This is a genomic window from Shimia sp. R9_2, from assembly GCF_017743735.1.
Lineage (GTDB): Bacteria > Pseudomonadota > Alphaproteobacteria > Rhodobacterales > Rhodobacteraceae > Shimia.
Genome location: NZ_JAGHRO010000005.1, coordinates 162,977 through 178,649, shown reverse-complemented (window position 1 = coordinate 178,649; position 15,673 = coordinate 162,977). Strand labels below are relative to the sequence as shown.

Annotated in this window: 12 protein-coding genes; 5 read left to right on the top strand and 7 right to left on the bottom strand. The window is 61.3% G+C overall.

What is annotated here, in order from left to right:
• Nucleotides 1-394 precede the first annotated feature (394 nt).
• Nucleotides 395-1,969: a hypothetical protein gene (locus J7400_RS13995; protein WP_209064325.1), complete on the top strand. Its 1,575-nt coding sequence runs from the start codon at nt 395-397 to the stop codon at nt 1,967-1,969.
• Nucleotides 1,970-2,212: 243 nt separating this feature from the next.
• Here J7400_RS13995 and J7400_RS13990 read toward each other — a convergent pair whose 3' ends face one another.
• Nucleotides 2,213-2,953 (bottom strand): methyltransferase domain-containing protein, encoded by a 741-nt coding sequence (locus tag J7400_RS13990; RefSeq protein ID WP_209064322.1) that lies wholly within the window; start codon nt 2,951-2,953, stop codon nt 2,213-2,215.
• A 61-nt stretch (nt 2,954-3,014) separates the two neighbouring features.
• Between J7400_RS13990 and gloB the strand changes: the two genes are divergently transcribed.
• The 3 genes from gloB (at nt 3,015) to J7400_RS13975 (ending at nt 7,343) form a co-directional block, all read left to right on the top strand.
• Nucleotides 3,015-3,782 carry a hydroxyacylglutathione hydrolase gene (gloB, locus tag J7400_RS13985; protein WP_209064320.1) on the top strand — a complete coding sequence of 256 codons (768 nt, stop codon included), beginning with the start codon at nt 3,015-3,017 and terminating at the stop codon, nt 3,780-3,782.
• Nucleotides 3,783-4,050: 268 nt separating this feature from the next.
• Nucleotides 4,051-6,381, top strand: coding sequence for an ATP-dependent Clp protease ATP-binding subunit ClpA (gene clpA / locus J7400_RS13980; RefSeq protein ID WP_209064318.1), 2,331 nt, complete (start codon nt 4,051-4,053; stop codon nt 6,379-6,381).
• Nucleotides 6,381-7,343: a M23 family metallopeptidase gene (locus J7400_RS13975; protein WP_209064316.1), complete on the top strand. Its 963-nt coding sequence runs from the start codon at nt 6,381-6,383 to the stop codon at nt 7,341-7,343. Before clpA ends, J7400_RS13975 begins: the two co-directional genes overlap by 1 nt.
• A 57-nt stretch (nt 7,344-7,400) precedes the next feature.
• Here the strand turns inward: J7400_RS13975 and J7400_RS13970 are convergent, their stop codons facing one another.
• The 3 genes from J7400_RS13970 to J7400_RS13960 all read right to left on the bottom strand — a co-directional run bounded on the left by J7400_RS13970 (nt 7,401) and on the right by J7400_RS13960 (nt 11,509).
• Entirely contained in the window at nt 7,401-9,638 is a 2,238-nt protein-coding gene (locus J7400_RS13970; protein ID WP_209064314.1) for a peptidoglycan -binding protein, read from the bottom strand.
• A gap of 3 nt (nt 9,639-9,641) precedes the next feature.
• Nucleotides 9,642-10,880, bottom strand: coding sequence for a biopolymer transporter ExbB (locus J7400_RS13965; protein ID WP_247738805.1), 1,239 nt, complete (start codon nt 10,878-10,880; stop codon nt 9,642-9,644).
• 104 nt (nt 10,881-10,984) lie between these two features.
• Entirely contained in the window at nt 10,985-11,509 is a 525-nt protein-coding gene (locus J7400_RS13960) for a gamma-glutamylcyclotransferase (RefSeq protein ID WP_209064312.1), read from the bottom strand.
• A 69-nt stretch (nt 11,510-11,578) separates the two neighbouring features.
• On the opposite strand from J7400_RS13960, the gene J7400_RS13955 reads away from it, so the two are divergent.
• Complete coding sequence (locus J7400_RS13955; protein WP_209064310.1) at nt 11,579-12,577, top strand: DUF2125 domain-containing protein; 999 nt, start codon at nt 11,579-11,581, stop codon at nt 12,575-12,577.
• Nucleotides 12,578-12,586: 9 nt separating this feature from the next.
• Here J7400_RS13955 and J7400_RS13950 read toward each other — a convergent pair whose 3' ends face one another.
• The 3 genes from J7400_RS13950 to hisC are packed head-to-tail and all read right to left on the bottom strand — an operon-like array spanning nt 12,587 to nt 15,452.
• Entirely contained in the window at nt 12,587-13,438 is an 852-nt protein-coding gene (locus J7400_RS13950) for an extensin family protein (RefSeq protein ID WP_209064308.1), read from the bottom strand.
• Nucleotides 13,435-14,370 (bottom strand): prephenate/arogenate dehydrogenase family protein, encoded by a 936-nt coding sequence (locus tag J7400_RS13945; RefSeq protein WP_209064306.1) that lies wholly within the window; start codon nt 14,368-14,370, stop codon nt 13,435-13,437. The genes J7400_RS13950 and J7400_RS13945 overlap by 4 nt, the downstream gene beginning before the upstream one ends.
• Nucleotides 14,367-15,452, bottom strand: a complete 1,086-nt coding sequence (gene hisC, locus J7400_RS13940) for a histidinol-phosphate transaminase (RefSeq protein ID WP_209064304.1) — start codon at nt 15,450-15,452, stop codon at nt 14,367-14,369. The genes J7400_RS13945 and hisC overlap by 4 nt, the downstream gene beginning before the upstream one ends.
• Nucleotides 15,453-15,673 lie beyond the last annotated feature (221 nt).

The window sequence follows — 15,673 nt, the reverse complement described above, 5'->3', positions numbered from 1 at the left end:
TGCAAAAAACGAGGGCGTTTATGGCCCCGGGACTAACGAGGCGTTAAAATCCGTCGCGGGTGTAGCAGAGGGACGCTCGCCTAGCAACAAGTTTGCACGGCAATAGGAAGGTCTGGAAAATGGCCTCCACAGCCATCGAACCATCCGCTGTCAAGGCGTTGGCGCAAGCGGCTCTAAACATATCCTATGAACCTGTTTTTTAGGCGAAACCCGTGAGTTTCCCAAATATTGACCCAAACCATTCGTGGCGTTGCGTCACATAGTGCGACAATTCGGCACGCCCAGCCTTATCCGGTTTCGGTCACCCACGGCATGTATCAACGAAATTTCAATCTACTACGCGCTCAATACTTCCTCGGCGGACGGAGTCCGATTCTAAATTTCTGAGGTAGTCATGGGACCGCTTGTAATTCTCTCTCTGCTGGGCATCGGCGCAGCAACCGCCGTTGTGGATGTGATGGGGTCTTCAAACGACGACCAAGATGGGACCACTCCGCCAGAAAAGGGTGATCAGCCCGATGAGGACACCTCCTCCAACCTGATTGAAGAAACTCCCAACAGCTCCGGTGACACGCCCACCGAGCCTGATACAGCCGCCCCGGCTTTCGAAGACGCGATCATGGGCACCGATGACGGCGACAGCCTGATTGCCCGCGGGAGCGACAACATTATGGCGGGCGACGGCGAGGACACCTTGATCTCCTGGGGCTCAGGCGAAATTCACGGCGAAGACGGCAACGACGCCTTAAAGATCGGCGGCTCTGTGCAGGGCTTTGGCGGGGACGGCGAAGACTATATGCATATCTCTCAGGCCGCCCACGGCTATGGCGGCGACGGGGATGACACCTTCTTTCTTAAGGCCTCCCAGTCGGCAGAGGGCGATGCAGCCCACGCCGATGGCGGCGACGGCGACGACACCTTCCTGATGCGGCCCCTGTCCGGCTTCCCGGAAGACACGCTTGCCCATGTGCTGACCGGCGGTGCCGGTGCCGATGTCTACGCATTGGATGTGGACGCTGCTACGGCTATTCGCGATGGCGAGGACAGCAAAGAGCTCATCGTGGCGCGGATCACCGATTTTGACACCGAAGAGGACATGCTTCTGGTCGATATCGGCGCCAGCGCCAATATGCCCGATCTCGCGCAGATCCCGACGCCGGAAATCACCACCACCACAGATCCGGATGGAGCCTTTACGGATGTGCACATCAGCTGGCAAAACCCGCTGAACCCCGACAATGTCGAAACCCGCACTGTGCGGCTTGAAGGCGTCACCGATTTCTCTGCCGAGGATGTGGAGCTCACCAGCGTCTTTGACCCCGACAGCGGCTATTTCAAAGACGAGACCAATGGTGCCAGCGCCCATCGCATGTTTGCCCTCAACCATCTGGCCGGCACCGCCTCCGATGACACTCTGACCGCCGAGGAAAACAGCCTGATCGCGCTGAAAGAAGGCAACGATACGCTGACACTTGTGGGCGGCAGCCACTTGGCACACGGCGGTGAAGGCGATGACACAATCACCGTGACCGAGGCTAGCGACGGACCAGTGCACCTCTTTGGCGGTGAAGGCGACGATGTGATCACCGCTGATCTGGTCAAAAACAACGACACCGCGCTCTTTGGCGGGGATGGGGATGACCACATCACCTTTGGCCTTGGCCACTATGTGGATGGCAACGCGGGCGAGGACACGCTGGTGCTCAACGTGATGCCCGATGCCTTTGATCAGGGCCCCGCAGTCCTGCGCACCCTCACGGGCAATCATCTGACGATCAACATCCCGCCCGAGCTTCAGGGTGAGGTCGACATCGTCAACCACACCTACGGCAATGGCTTTGAAGTGGCCTATTCCGAAATCTACGTGGGCGATGTGGCCGTGCTCAAACTACTTGAAGAAGACTTTGAAAGCGGTGTCGGCATCGCCGATGACGATCCGCGCATCACCATCCTGCGCAATGTGGCCTAGGGTCTGTTGACATTCAGCGCGCACTCCGGCGCGAGGCATTTTGACCGCTCTGATCTGGTTGATCTCGAGGGAAAAATTACGACGCAATGGGTAAAATTCGCCGCGTCTCTGTGGGATTTGGCCAAAATCCACCATCGCCGCGTTATTTTGGTTCGAAAAGGGGCCACCTTTACATCACCAAAATGCCTTGCGCTGGTGGATTTGGGTCTCAAACCGGGGGTGCGCGGTGAATGTCAGCAGACCCTAGGCTGGCGCCACTTCCGGACTGGGCGCCAGAACGCCCAGTTGCCGCGTGACCCGTGTGCGCACCCCGGGCCCGCTTGGAGCCTGAACCCGTTTGCTGGCCTCCACAATCAGCACGCCCCCCGCCATCACCGGCGACACCGTCTTGCCAAAGTTCTCCAGAAGGTTGCCGGTCTTGCGCCAGAAACGTTTGTGACTCGGCGGCTGATAAAGCGTCGCGCGGTGCCGCTCCGGCATAAATCCGTGCTGCTTCAGCAAGCCTTCCAGCTGCGCCGTAGAATAAGGACGGCCAAAGCCAAAAGGCGTCTTATCGCTGCGCGACCACATGCCGGAACGGTGCGGCACAATGAACACCGCGCGCCCGCCTGGCCCCAGCACGCGGTTGGCCTCTGCCAGCACATCTCCGGGCCGCTCGCTGGTTTCAAGCCCGTGCATGATCACCAGCTTGTCCGCATGTCCGGTCGCAATCGGCCAAAGCGTCTCCTCACAGAGCGTCGCAACATTCGCCATCCCCGCAGGCCAGGGCATCACCCCCTGCGGCCCGGGCATCAGGCCAACAACGCGCCGCGCTTCCGCCAGATAGGGCCGCAACAGCGGCACCGCAAAGCCAAAGCCAACGACCGTTTGTCCCTTGGCCTCGGGCCAAAGTTCCAGCAATTCGTCACGCACAGCTTTCTGGGCCGCACGCCCCAAAGTGCTGCGGTAATAGAAATTGCGTAGGTCCTGCACATCAAGATGCATTGCGCCTGGCTCTCTGATCGGCAAATCTAGTGCTAACATAACCATGCAGAGGCGGATTTCCATGCCCCATCAGATCGTGACCATTCCCTGCCTGTCGGACAACTACGCCTTTCTGGTGCATGATGAGGCCAGCGGAGCCACTGCTCTGGTCGATGCGCCCGAGCCCGGCCCGATTCTCGCAGCCCTTTCCGAGCGCAACTGGCAGCTCAGCCATGTGCTTTTGACCCACCACCATTGGGATCATATCGACGGGCTCGCCGGTATTCTTGCGGAACATCCCGCCAAAGTGATTGGCGCCAGCGCCGATGCCCACCGTCTGCCCGCGCTAGATCTCGCACTGGCAGAGGGCGATAGCTTCGATTTCGCGGGTGAAGAAGTCGTGGTGCTTGATGTGTCAGGCCACACCGTGGGCCACATCGCCTTTCACTTCCCCGACACACAGGCCGTCTTCACCGGCGACAGCCTGATGGCCATGGGCTGCGGCCGTCTTTTTGAAGGCACACCGTCGCAGATGTTTAAGAGCCTCAGCAAGCTCGCCGCCCTTCCGGACACCACAACCGTCTGCTCAGGTCACGAATACACCGCCTCCAACTGCGCCTTTGCCGCCTCTCTGGGCGAAGACAATCCGGCTTTGACCGCCCGTATTCTGGAGGTGGATGCCTTGCGCGCCGAGGGGAAATTCACTGTGCCCTCCAGCCTCGGGCAGGAAAAGGCCACGAATCCCTTCTTGCGCGGAGACGATCCGGCCCTTCAGGTCGCCATCGGCATGCCGGATGCCACGGCTGAAGAGGTGTTCACCGAAATTCGCAAGCGCAAAGATCAATTTTGATCGGCTTTGCCAAATCATGCAGGTCGGTGCCGCGCAAAGGCATGGCGCCGCCTCAAATCCAGCCTTTACTGGCCGTTTTGCAGTCCATTCCTTCAGCGTTTCACGACAGAGTGACCCAACCTTAGGCTGCATCCTGCGACAATCTGTGTCAAATTTTACAGAAAGTCCTTGAAGACCGCCGACAATCGACCAAACTTTAACAGTACAGACCCTATGATGATACGCGGAGGTTCCGCCTTCATCTAACCTCGGAGGGAGCAGTCACACCGTGCCGTCATTTTCAAACACGCTCGAACAAGCCATTCATGCCGCACTTGCACAGGCCAACCAGCGCAAACATGAGTTTGCCACACTGGAGCATTTGCTCCTGTCGTTGCTGGAAGAGCCAGATGCCCTGCGCGTGATGCAGGCCTGCGGCGTGAACATCGACGAATTGCGCAGCGACCTGATCGAATTTATTGACGATGACCTGTCCAATCTGGTCACAGACATCGAAGGCAGCGAGGCGGTCCCGACCGCCGCATTCCAACGCGTTATCCAGCGCGCCGCGATCCATGTCCAAAGCTCAGGCCGCACCGAAGTCACCGGTGCCAATGTGCTGGTGGCGATCTTTGCGGAGCGTGAATCCAACGCCGCTTATTTCCTGCAGGAGCAGGACATGACCCGCTATGACGCGGTCAACTTCATCGCCCATGGCGTGGCCAAGAACCCCGCCTTTGGCGAGGCGCGTCCGGTTTCTGGCGCCGAAGATGAGAGCGAACAGCGCATCGAAGGCACCGCAGAGGGCGGCGAAGGCAAAGAAAGCGCGCTGGCCAAATACTGCGTCGACCTGAACGCCAAAGCCAACAAAGGCGACGTAGACCCTCTGATCGGCCGCGATCATGAGGTCGAGCGCTGCATTCAGGTGCTGTGCCGCCGCCGCAAGAACAACCCGCTTCTGGTGGGCGACCCGGGCGTCGGCAAAACCGCCATCGCCGAAGGTCTCGCGCGCAAAATCGTGCAGGGCGAAATCCCCGAGGTTCTCTCCCAGACCACGATCTACTCCCTTGATATGGGCGCACTTCTCGCCGGCACCCGCTACCGCGGTGACTTTGAGGAACGCCTCAAGGCCGTGGTGACCGAGCTTGAGGATCACCCCGACGCCGTCCTGTTCATCGATGAAATCCACACCGTGATCGGTGCTGGTGCCACCTCCGGCGGCGCAATGGATGCCTCCAACCTGCTGAAGCCTGCGCTTCAGGGCGGCAAACTGCGCACCATGGGTTCCACCACCTATAAAGAGTTCCGCCAGCACTTTGAGAAAGACCGCGCCCTGTCCCGTCGTTTCCAGAAGATCGACGTGAACGAGCCAACCGTGCCGGACAGCATCAAAATTCTCAAAGGCCTCAAGGAGTATTTTGAGGAGCATCACGGCGTGAAATACACCGCCGATGCGATCAAAACCGCTGTGGAACTTTCTGCACGCTACATCAATGACCGCAAACTGCCGGACAAAGCCATCGACGTGATTGACGAGGCCGGTGCCGCGCAGCATCTGCTGGCCGCCTCCAAACGCCGCAAGACCATCGGCGTGAAAGAGATCGAAGGCGTGGTCGCCAAAATCGCGCGCATCCCCCCGAAAAACGTCTCCAAAGACGACGCCGAAGTGCTCAAGGATCTGGAAAAATCCCTCAAGCGCGTGGTGTTTGGTCAGGACAAAGCCATCGAGGCGCTCAGCTCTGCCATCAAACTGGCCCGCGCCGGTCTGCGCGAGCCTGAAAAGCCCATCGGCAACTACCTCTTCGCCGGTCCAACCGGTGTCGGTAAAACCGAAGTCGCCAAACAGCTGGCGGACACGCTGGGTGTGGAACTTCTGCGCTTTGACATGTCTGAGTACATGGAGAAACACGCGGTCTCCCGCCTGATCGGCGCACCTCCGGGCTATGTCGGCTTTGATCAGGGCGGCCTTCTGACCGATGGCGTGGATCAGCACCCGCATTGCGTGCTGCTGCTTGATGAGATCGAGAAAGCCCACCCCGATGTCTACAACATCCTGTTGCAGGTGATGGACAACGGCGAGCTGACCGATCACAACGGCCGCACCGTGAGCTTCCGCAACGTGGTTCTGATCATGACCTCCAACGCGGGTGCCACCGAGCAGGCAAAGGCCGCCATCGGCTTTGGCCGCGACCGTCGCGAGGGCGAAGACACCGCCGCGATCGAGCGCACGTTCACACCGGAATTCCGCAACCGTCTGGACGCGGTGATCTCCTTCCAGCCTCTGCCGAAAGAGACCATCCTGCAGGTTGTCGAGAAATTCGTACTGCAGCTTGAGGCCCAGCTGATGGACCGCAACGTGACCATCGAGCTCACACCAAAGGCCGCGCAGTGGCTGGCGGATAAGGGTTATGACGACAAGATGGGCGCCCGCCCGCTTGGCCGTGTGATCCAGGAGCACATCAAGAAGCCGCTCGCCGAAGAGCTGCTCTTTGGCAAGCTTGCCAAAGGCGGCGTGGTCAAGGTCAAGGTCAGAGATGGCGAGCTGGTGCTCGATCTGTCCGGCCCGGACAAGCCGCGCATCACTGGCGACAAACAGCCGCCGCTGCTGACGGCGGACTGATGCGCCTCACAGGCATCGCACTTCTTGGCGCGCTCGCAGCTTTCCCCGCTGCGGGCGCGCCATTGTTTTCGCTGCCTGTCGACTGTGAGCTGGGCGAAACCTGCTTCATTCAGAACTATGTCGATCAGGACAGCTCGGACGGCACACAGGATCACACCTGCGGCGGGCTGTCTTATGACGGGCACAAAGGCACGGATTTTGCCCTGCCCACCTCCAAGGCCATGGCTGAGGGGGTCAATGTGCTTGCCGCTGCGGGCGGCGTGGTTCTGGGTGCGCGCGACGGCATGCGCGATCAGATCATCCGCACCGAAGACATTCCGAAACTCAACGGGCGCGACTGCGGCAATGGGGTCGCGATTGACCACGGCGACGGCTGGGTCACCCAATATTGCCATATGAAGCGCAACACCGTCAGCGTCGCGACCGGAGATCAGGTCAAACGCGGCCAGCCCTTGGGCGAGATCGGCCTCTCCGGGCGCACGCAGTTTCCGCATCTGCACATCTCTGTGCGCCACAATGATCAGGTGGTTGATCCCTTCTCAGCCGACACCCTCGGCACCTGCGGCGGCGCACACAGCTCTCTTTGGGCAGAGCCTATTTCCTATGTGGCGGGCGGTTTGATCCGCATCGGATTTGAGGTTGGCATTCCGGAATATGACCGGGTGAAAGACGGCATGGCCGGGCGCGAGCGCATCCCTGCGCAGGCCAAGGCGCTGGTGCTGTTTGGGCACGCTTTTGGCAGCCGTCCGGGCGATCAGATGTCCTTTACGATCAATGGCCCGCAAGGCGCTGTCTACACGCAGACCATGCTGCTGGACCGCGCGCAGGCACAGTATTTCCGCGCTGGCGGGCGCCGCACACCGCAGGGCGGCTGGCCCAAAGGCGCCTACACAGGTGAGGTTCTTCTCAAGCGAGACGGTGCCATTCTGGATCAGTCAACGACGATCCTGACGATAGAATGAGATGGCTGCCCCGCATGTAGGGAGCAGCCAATGGACAAACAGCACCTTTGAAACCGCTTATTTCTCGGTGAATTTCAGCTCGATCCGCCGGTTGCGCGCCCGCGCCTCCTCGGAGTCTGCCGGATCCACCGGCTGATACTGGCCAAAGCCATTGGCAGACAGGCGCGTGGGCGGCAGGCCCAGCACATCAATCAGATAGCGCACCACAGACAGCGCCCGTGCTTGGCTCAGCTCCCAGTTATCGGCAAAAACGCCACCTGAAATCGGCACATCATCGGTGTGGCCATCCACCCGCAGGATCCAGTTGATCTCAGCTGGAATGTCATCCACCACACCCTGCAGAATGCCCGCGACCTTTGCGACCTCACTCTGTCCTTCCGGTGACAGCTGCGCACCACCCGGCGGGAACAGCACTTCTGAGGAGAACACAAAGCGGTCACCGACAATCTGCACCCCTTCCTGCGCGCCAAGCACATTGCGCAAACGCCCAAAGAACTCAGAGCGATACTGCGCCAGATCCCGCGTCTCCGCCGCCAGCGCAGCAGCTTCGGCCTCAAGCGCCAGCTTCTCATCTTCCAGCCGCTTGCGCTCCGCCTCTTCCAGCTGCCGCCGTCTGCGTTCCTCTGCGGCAGCCCGCGCCAGAGCCGCGTTGAGATCAGAGCCAAGCGCCTCAAGCTGGACCTGCGCCGCCGCATCCCGCTCTGCATATTCATCCAGAATGCCCTGCAGCGATCCCAACTGCGCGCGCAGCGCGGCAATCTGCTGATTGAGCACCGCGATCTGGCGCTGACTCTCCGCCGATCTGGCCTCTTCTTCTGACAGTGCCTTGTTGGCCTCTGACAGCAACACGTCCCGGCGTTCCGCCTCGCTTAACGCATCGGCCTGCGCCGCTTCCGCCGCCCGCTGGGCCGCCAGTGCTGCGGCAAGGGCCTGTTGCACATCGCCACCGTCGCGCAACTGCTGCTCTGCGGAAAGCTTCGCCGCCAGAGCCGCCGCAAGCCGCTCGCGCAGGTCATTGCCGCTGTCCTGCGCCTGCACCTGCGCGGCCACCGCCGCTGCCAGTTGATCTTCAAGCGTGGCAACCCGCGCGGTCAGCCCGTCCACCTGTGCAGCAGAGGCAGCGCCTTCGGTTTCCGCTGCCAGTTTTGCGGCCAGCGCCTCGGCCAATTGGGCCCCAAGCGTCGCCAGATCGTCAGAGCGTTCAGAAACCTGCGCCTCTGCTGTGGCGCGCGCGGCCACTTCCTGCACCAGCTGCGCCTGCAAATCATTCACGGTGCGCCGGTTCTCCTCCAACCCCAGCAATGTCGCTGCCAATTCCGCCTTCACCGAAGCCAGCTGACCATCGCGTGTGTCCAGCTCCGTCTGAAGCGTGGCCAGCTGCAGCGCGGCCTCCGCCAGATCAGAGCCAACGTCCTGCCCTTCGACCAGCGCCGCCGCCAGTTTCAGGTCCAGATCATCCCGCGCAGCCTCCGCCGCTGCCAAGAGCGTCAGCGTGTCCTCAGCCTCTTTGCGCTGCTCTTCCAGCGCCAAAGTCATGGCGGTCAGCTCCGCATCGGCGTTTTCCAAACGCTTGCGCAGCTCTTCCGCCGCCGCTGCCTCAAGCAAGCGCTGCTGTTCCTGCTCGGTGAGCGCGCGGTCCAACTGATCCGCCTCCGCGCCCAGCTCATCAATCTGCAGCTGCCCTTCGGCCACATCTTCGCGCAGGCTCGCAATCAGCGCTTCCATTGCCTCCGCTTCTGCGGCCACCAGACGGGCAGCCTCTGCACCGGCATCAATTTCATCCCGCGCCGCCGCCAGCGCCAGATTGAGCGCCGCGCGTTCATCAATCAGCGCATCGCGTGCCACTTCCAGCGCGGCCACATTGGCCTGTGCGTCATCGCGTTGCGCCAGCAGTGTCGCCACCTGCGCCTCAAAGCTTGTGATCTGCGCCCGCGCACGTTCCAGCGCTGCGCCTTGGGCATCCCGTGTTGCCGTCAAAGCCGCGATCAGCGCTTCCTGTTCGCGCAGCTGGCTGTCCCGATCCGTCAACGTTGCCGTCAAACCGCTCAGCTCACCTTCCAGATCGCGCGTGCGCGTCCGCTCCAGCCCCAGCGCATCGGCCAGCGCCGCAACTTCGCCCTGTAGCGCATCAAGCTCGCTTTCCTGTCCGGTGATGGTCTCGCTCAGCACAAACTGCACGATCATGAAAATCGTCAGCACAAACATCAGCACCAGCAAAAGCCCGGTCATCGCATCCACGAAACCGGGCCAGATCGAGCCTTGAAACCGTTGTCCTGTGCGCCGCGAGAGGGCCATGGCTTAGCCCTCCTGCCCACCTTTTGAGATTGGCGAGCGCTTGAGCTGCACCTTGGTGTTGGGCGCGGCGTTTTCCGCTTCCTGCGCCTTGGCCAGCCGCCGCAGCACACGGGAAATCCCGCTCAGCTCGGTGCGCAGCTCCGCCATGCTTTCCTGACGCCCGGCGGAGATCTCTTCCAGAATGCGCAGCATCTGCACATCGATCGAGCGCAGCCGCATCCGGCTTTCCGCATCAATGCCACCGTCCCCGACAGTCCCCTCGCCCATCTTGGCCAGCAGCGCTTCCTGCCCTTCCGCCAGCCGCAACAATGCCTGGGTCACAGGCGTTTGCGTGTCCACGCGGTCCGCCATCCGGTTCACCGCCTCGATCAGCTCGCCCATCTGGCCGCTGTTCTGCCCGCGCATCTGAGCGGTTTCGATCATGGTTTCGCGCAGCTGATCAAGCTGGCCCGACATATGCTCAAACGCCGCCCCCAGCACCTGAATATCGCCGCCTTCACCATCGCTGGTGGCAAAACCCACCCGCGTGATCGAGCTCAGCCATTCTTCGAGTTCGCGATAAAACCGGTTCTGGCCATGACCGGCAAACAGCTCCAGCAGGCCCACAATCAGCGAGCCCGCAAGCCCCAGCAACGAGGAAGCAAAGGCCACGCCCATACCACCAAGCTGGCTTTCCAGCCCCGTCATCAGACGCGAGAACACCTCAACACCGCCTTCGCCACCGCCCACATCAAGGCTGCGGATCGTGTCCACCACCGCAGGCACGGTGGTCGCAAGCCCGTAGAAGGTGCCCAAAAGGCCAAGGAAAATCAGCATATTGACGAGGTATCGGGTGATTTCCCGCCCCTCATCCACGCGGGTGGCCACCGAATCCAGAATGGAGCGTGCAGAGGAAGAAGCGATCTGCCCATGCGCCCCGCGTTCCCTCAGCAGGCTCGCCAGCGGTGCCAGCAACGTCGGCGGATTGTGCGCGTCATAGCCGTCGCGCAGCCCCGCAAACCCCTCGATCCAGCGCACCGAGGAAATCAGCGACAGCACCTGACCAAAGGTCGCGGCCACGCCGATCAAAAAGACAAAGATGATAAAGCCGTTCAGATAGGGGTTTGCCTGAAACACAGGCAAGACACGCGGCAGGGCAAAATAGCCCAAAGCCCCGGTCATTCCCAAAACGCTCACCATCAGGAAAATCTGGCGCGTTGGCTTAGAGAAATGCGGCTCGACTTTGCGGTCCGGCTGATCCATGAGGACGGATCCTGACACTTGTTTATTCTGCGTTATTCAGCGCTCACCCTACTGGCATGTCCTTCATGTGCCAAGGTATTTCCAGCCCCCGCCCCGCGCTGGTCTCAGGCTGTGGTCATTCTGCTTACTTCGCGGGACAACCAGGCCAAATCCGCATCTTCAATGCCCAGCTCAAACAGGTGATTGGCGGTGTTGTGCAGATATTCAGTGTTCGGCCCGCGCCCGCCCACAGCCGTGGAAATGATCGCCGCCTGCTCCGCCAGCGGCAGGTGGCAATACTGCACATGTTCGGGGTCGATCACATAGGTCACCGCCTCCACCACGCGCCCATCGGTCAGCGTCAACGGCAGGTTTCGCTCCAGATAGGCCGAGCTGATCAGCTCCCGCTCGCGCAGATACTCAAGCGTGCGCGCCTCATGGCCCTCTGCCACCTTCAGCGCCAGCCCCTGACAATGCGCGCCCACTTCGGCGTCCAATGCCAACACCAAACCGGGGTGCTCAACCGTGCCGCGATGGTGGATGGAGCGCATGCAGAAGCTGCGGTGCCAGCCGTCAAGCCGCGCCACCGCCTGTTCGGCGACCTCAAAACCGGGGTTCCACAAAAGGGACCCATATCCAAATACCCACATATGCTGCCTCTGGTCCTACTGGCTTTGCGCCGTTAAACACCAAACTGGATCGGGGAGAAAGGGCCAGCCATGATGAAACGTCTCACAGTTCTGATCGCACTGGCGGCCATGGCATGGTCCGGCTTCTGGCTCGCCGGATACTGGGGCCTCTCCAAAGGCATCCCCGCATGGTTTGAGGCACGCCAGAAGGATGGCTGGGTCGCCGAATATAGCGACCTCTCCCTACGCGGCTTCCCCAGCCGTCTGGACAGCACGCTCACCAACGTGACCCTTGCAGATCCGGACACAAGCGTTGCCTGGGATGCGCCCTTCTTTCAGATTTTTGCGCTCACCTACCGTCCGCATCACGTGATTGCGGTCTGGCCAAACACCCAGACCATTTCGACCCCAACCGAAAAGCTGACGGTGAACACCACAGACATGCGCGCCTCCCTGATTTTGGAGCCGGGCACCGATCTGACACTGGCCCGCAGCAATCTCGCGATCGACGGGCTTGCCATCAGCTCCTCACAGGGCTGGGAACTTCTGGCCAACGCGGTGAACATTGCCATGCACCGGCAGGAGGATAATCCCGCGCGCTACCGTCTCGCGTTTCAGGCCGACGAATTTGCCCCAACCGCGGTGCTCAACCTGCCTGCAGATCTCGACCTGCCGCGCAGTTTCTCCAGCTTTCAGGCTGATATGACCGCCGAATTCAGTCGTCCATGGGATCGCTCCGCCATTGAACAGGACCGGCCACAGCCCGTCGCGCTGGATCTCACTCTGGCCGAGGTCATCTGGGGCGATCTGGAGCTTAATGCCGCTGGCGCCGTGACCATCGACCGCTTTGGTGTGCCGACCGGTGAAATCACCATCCGCGCAGTCAACTGGCGCGACATTCTGCAGGTTGCCCGCCAATCTGAACAGGTGCCCGCCTCTGTGGTGGACACGATCGAGCAGGCGCTTGGTTTTATCGCCGGGCTTTCGGGCAACGCCGACACGCTCGACATTCCGCTGACCTTCAAACGCGGCGCAACCCATCTCGGCCCGCTGCCCATTGGCCCCGCGCCAAAAATCGTGCTGCGGTAAACGCGCAGCTTACCGGCAGTAAGGTCCGCCACGGTGGCGCGCCGTATCAAAGTGGAAGTGATCGCGGTGGAAACGGTCCGAATTCGGCCCCAGCACCGTGCCAAACGGCCCACAGGCGCTTTTGTGCATTTTCTTGAGCATCCGGCCACGTTTGCCTTTGCCCCAGTCCCGCAGCACAGAGATTGTGTCGCCGTTTTCCAGAACCAGCGCTGAAATATCGATCGCCTTGCCCTTGCCGTGCTCGCTGATCTTGGCGCCTTTTTTGTGGTTGCGTGTCCGGCAGGAATAGCCCGCTGCCACCTTCAGCGTGTCGATGCCACCACCATAGTTGCGCACGGCTCTCTTTGCGCCTTTGTTGACCCATTTTTTCAGGGCTTTGGCGGTGTCACAGGTCATCACCGCCGGTGTGCTCAGCGCAACGCCATCCACTTCATAAAGCTTGACCGCCCCGCGACGAATGCCACAGCCGGGCAATTTCGCGGGCACAGGAGGCACCTCTTTGCCGATCAAATCGCGGTCCCGACAGATCTTTCCGATCCCGGCCGCCTTGCGCGCCTTCTTCTCTTCCCGCGTCACCCGAACGGGCACTGGCTGCGTCACCGGCTCCAGTGCAGCCAATGAGCTTTGCACGGAGGCTGACACCGGCACGATATTGGCCACGGCACCGCCCGAGCCGGGCCGGATCACCGGGCGCAAGGACCGATCCGGAGCAAAGCTTGGCAGCGCCACCGGAAACACCATCAGCCGCGTCACAGGGCGCAGGCTGCGCTCGGGCGCATTGGCCTGCGCAATGGGTGTGGCCGCTGTCAAAACTGCGCCCAGCGTCAGGACACCCAGCAGATATCCTGAAACGCGCCTCATGCGCTTGGCGCACCCCGGCCAAAGTTCGGCTCTGCGGTGTCCTGTCCGGCTTCAATAATGCCGCGCCGAATGGCGCGTGTACGGGTGAAGTAATCGTGCAGATGATCGCCGTCGCCGGTGCGGATCGCCCGTTGCAGCGCAAACAGCTCTTCGGTGAAGCGCCCCAGAATCTCCAGCGTCGCGTCTTTGTTGGTCAGGAAGACATCGCGCCACATGGTTGGATCAGAGGCCGCAATCCGCGTGAAGTCCCGGAAACCGGCGGCGGAGTATTTGATCACTTCGCTGTCTGTGACGCGGCGCAGATCATCGGCAACACCCACCATGGTGTAGGCAATCAAGTGCGGCGCGTGACTGGTGACAGCCAGCACCAGATCATGGTGATCTGCATCCATCTCATCCACATTGGCGCCCATGCCTTCCCACAACGCGCGCAGCTTGGCGACCGCCTCAGGCGCGCTGCCCTCCACCGGCACCAGCAGAGACCAGCGGTTGTCAAATAGCTCGGCAAAGCCGCTCTCAGGGCCGGAATGCTCGGTGCCCGCCAACGGGTGGGCTGGGACAAAATGCACGCCTTCGGGCAGATGCGGGGCCACCGCGTCAATCACATGGCGCTTCACAGAGCCCACATCCGTCACGGTCGCGCCTTGCGCCAATGCCGGAGCAATCTCTGCGGCCACAGCGCCCATCGCGCCCACCGGCACACAGAGCACCACAAGGTCCGCGCCCTCTACCGCCTCTTTGGCGCTGTCACACACACGGTCACACAGGCCGATCCGCCGCGCGGTCTCGCGGGTTTCCTCGGAACGGGCAAAGCCTGTGACCTCGCCCGCAAGCCCCGCGCGTTTGATCGCCCAGAACATCGACGAGGCGATCAGCCCAAGGCCAATCAGGGCCACACGGTTATAAACCGGCGCGGACACCACGTCGCTCATCGTGCACCGGCCTTGAACTGACCGATGGCATGGGCCACACGGCGGCAGCTTGGCTCATCCCCCACGGTGATCCGCAGACAGTTGGGCAAGCCATAGCCCGCCACCTGCCGCACGATCAGCCCCTGAGAGGCGAGGTAAGCGTTGCAGTCTTCCGCCTCTTCCTGATCGGCAAACCGCGCCAGAATGAAGTTGGTGCAGGAGGTGTCAGACGGCACGCCAATCTCCATCAGCGCCTCTGCCAGCCACGCCCGCAGGCGCGTGTTCTCCGCTCGGCATTTGGCCACCCACTCCTGATCACGCACGGCGGCTTCCGCCAGCTTCATCTGGATGTTTGAGAGGTTGAACGGCTGACGCACCCGATTGAGCACATCAATGATCTCTTTGGAGGCATAGCCCCAGCCCACGCGCAATCCGCCCAGACCGTAAATCTTGGAGAAGGTGCGGGTCATCACCACGTTGCTGCGCGCTTCAACAAGCCCGGCGCCGCCGTCAAAGCCCTGCACATATTCGGTGTAGGCACCGTCATGCACCAGAATGCAGCCTTTAGGCAGACCATCCGCCAGCCGCGCCATGTCATTGCCGCCAATCATCGTGCCGGTCGGGTTGGCTGGGTTTGCGATAAAGACAATCTTGGTGCGCTTGGTGCAGGCCGCCAGAATGGCGTCCACATCCACAACCCGCTCACGCTCCGCCACCGGCACAGGCTTTGCGCCCACCATCTTGGCAAGGATCGGATACATGGAGAAACCGTGCTCCGGATAGACCACCTCATCGCCCACACCGGCATAGGCCTGCGCGATGAACTGCAGCACCTCGTCGCTGCCCACACCACAGATGATGCGGTTCACATCCAGCCCGTGCACCTCGGCAATGGCCTGGCGCAGCTCCGCATGATCGGTCGAAGGATAGCGATGCAGGTTGAACCCGGTCTTGGCATGAAACTCGCTGACCGCGTCACTGCACCCCAATGGGTTCTCATTGGAGGACAGTTTCACAACGTCTTTCACGCCCTCAACTGTGGCCTTCCCGCCAACATACAACTCGATGTCCAACACACCCGGCTGCGGCTGAATTTCTGACATGCGTTTCACTCCTTCGCTGGCTTGCTGTTTAGCTCCGCCCTGCCCGCTTGGAAAGACATCACAACCGCAAGGGGCGCTTTTGCCTCAACGGAACGCCTGCCTGTTGCCCAGCCACCCCAATCGCCTTGCCAAAGCGCGCACCCAAAGACCAAACCAAATGCCCACAAAAGAAAAGCGGCACCCAAGGATGCCGCCTCATCACACGCGCCCAAAACGAAGCG

Excerpts from the sequence above, each read along its gene's own strand:
- J7400_RS13995 (WP_209064325.1), top strand. The coding sequence starts at position 395 with ATGGGACCGCTTGTAATTCTCTCTCTGCTGGGCATCGGCGCAGCAACC.
- J7400_RS13990 (WP_209064322.1), bottom strand. The coding sequence starts at position 2,953 with ATGCATCTTGATGTGCAGGACCTACGCAATTTCTATTACCGCAGCACT.
- gloB (WP_209064320.1), top strand. The coding sequence starts at position 3,015 with ATGCCCCATCAGATCGTGACCATTCCCTGCCTGTCGGACAACTACGCC.
- J7400_RS13975 (WP_209064316.1), top strand. The coding sequence starts at position 6,381 with ATGCGCCTCACAGGCATCGCACTTCTTGGCGCGCTCGCAGCTTTCCCC.
- J7400_RS13970 (WP_209064314.1), bottom strand. The coding sequence starts at position 9,638 with ATGGCCCTCTCGCGGCGCACAGGACAACGGTTTCAAGGCTCGATCTGG.
- J7400_RS13965 (WP_247738805.1), bottom strand. The coding sequence starts at position 10,880 with ATGGATCAGCCGGACCGCAAAGTCGAGCCGCATTTCTCTAAGCCAACG.
- J7400_RS13960 (WP_209064312.1), bottom strand. The coding sequence starts at position 11,509 with ATGTGGGTATTTGGATATGGGTCCCTTTTGTGGAACCCCGGTTTTGAG.
- J7400_RS13955 (WP_209064310.1), top strand. The coding sequence starts at position 11,579 with ATGATGAAACGTCTCACAGTTCTGATCGCACTGGCGGCCATGGCATGG.
- J7400_RS13950 (WP_209064308.1), bottom strand. The coding sequence starts at position 13,438 with ATGAGGCGCGTTTCAGGATATCTGCTGGGTGTCCTGACGCTGGGCGCA.
- J7400_RS13945 (WP_209064306.1), bottom strand. The coding sequence starts at position 14,370 with ATGAGCGACGTGGTGTCCGCGCCGGTTTATAACCGTGTGGCCCTGATT.
- hisC (WP_209064304.1), bottom strand. The coding sequence starts at position 15,452 with ATGTCAGAAATTCAGCCGCAGCCGGGTGTGTTGGACATCGAGTTGTAT.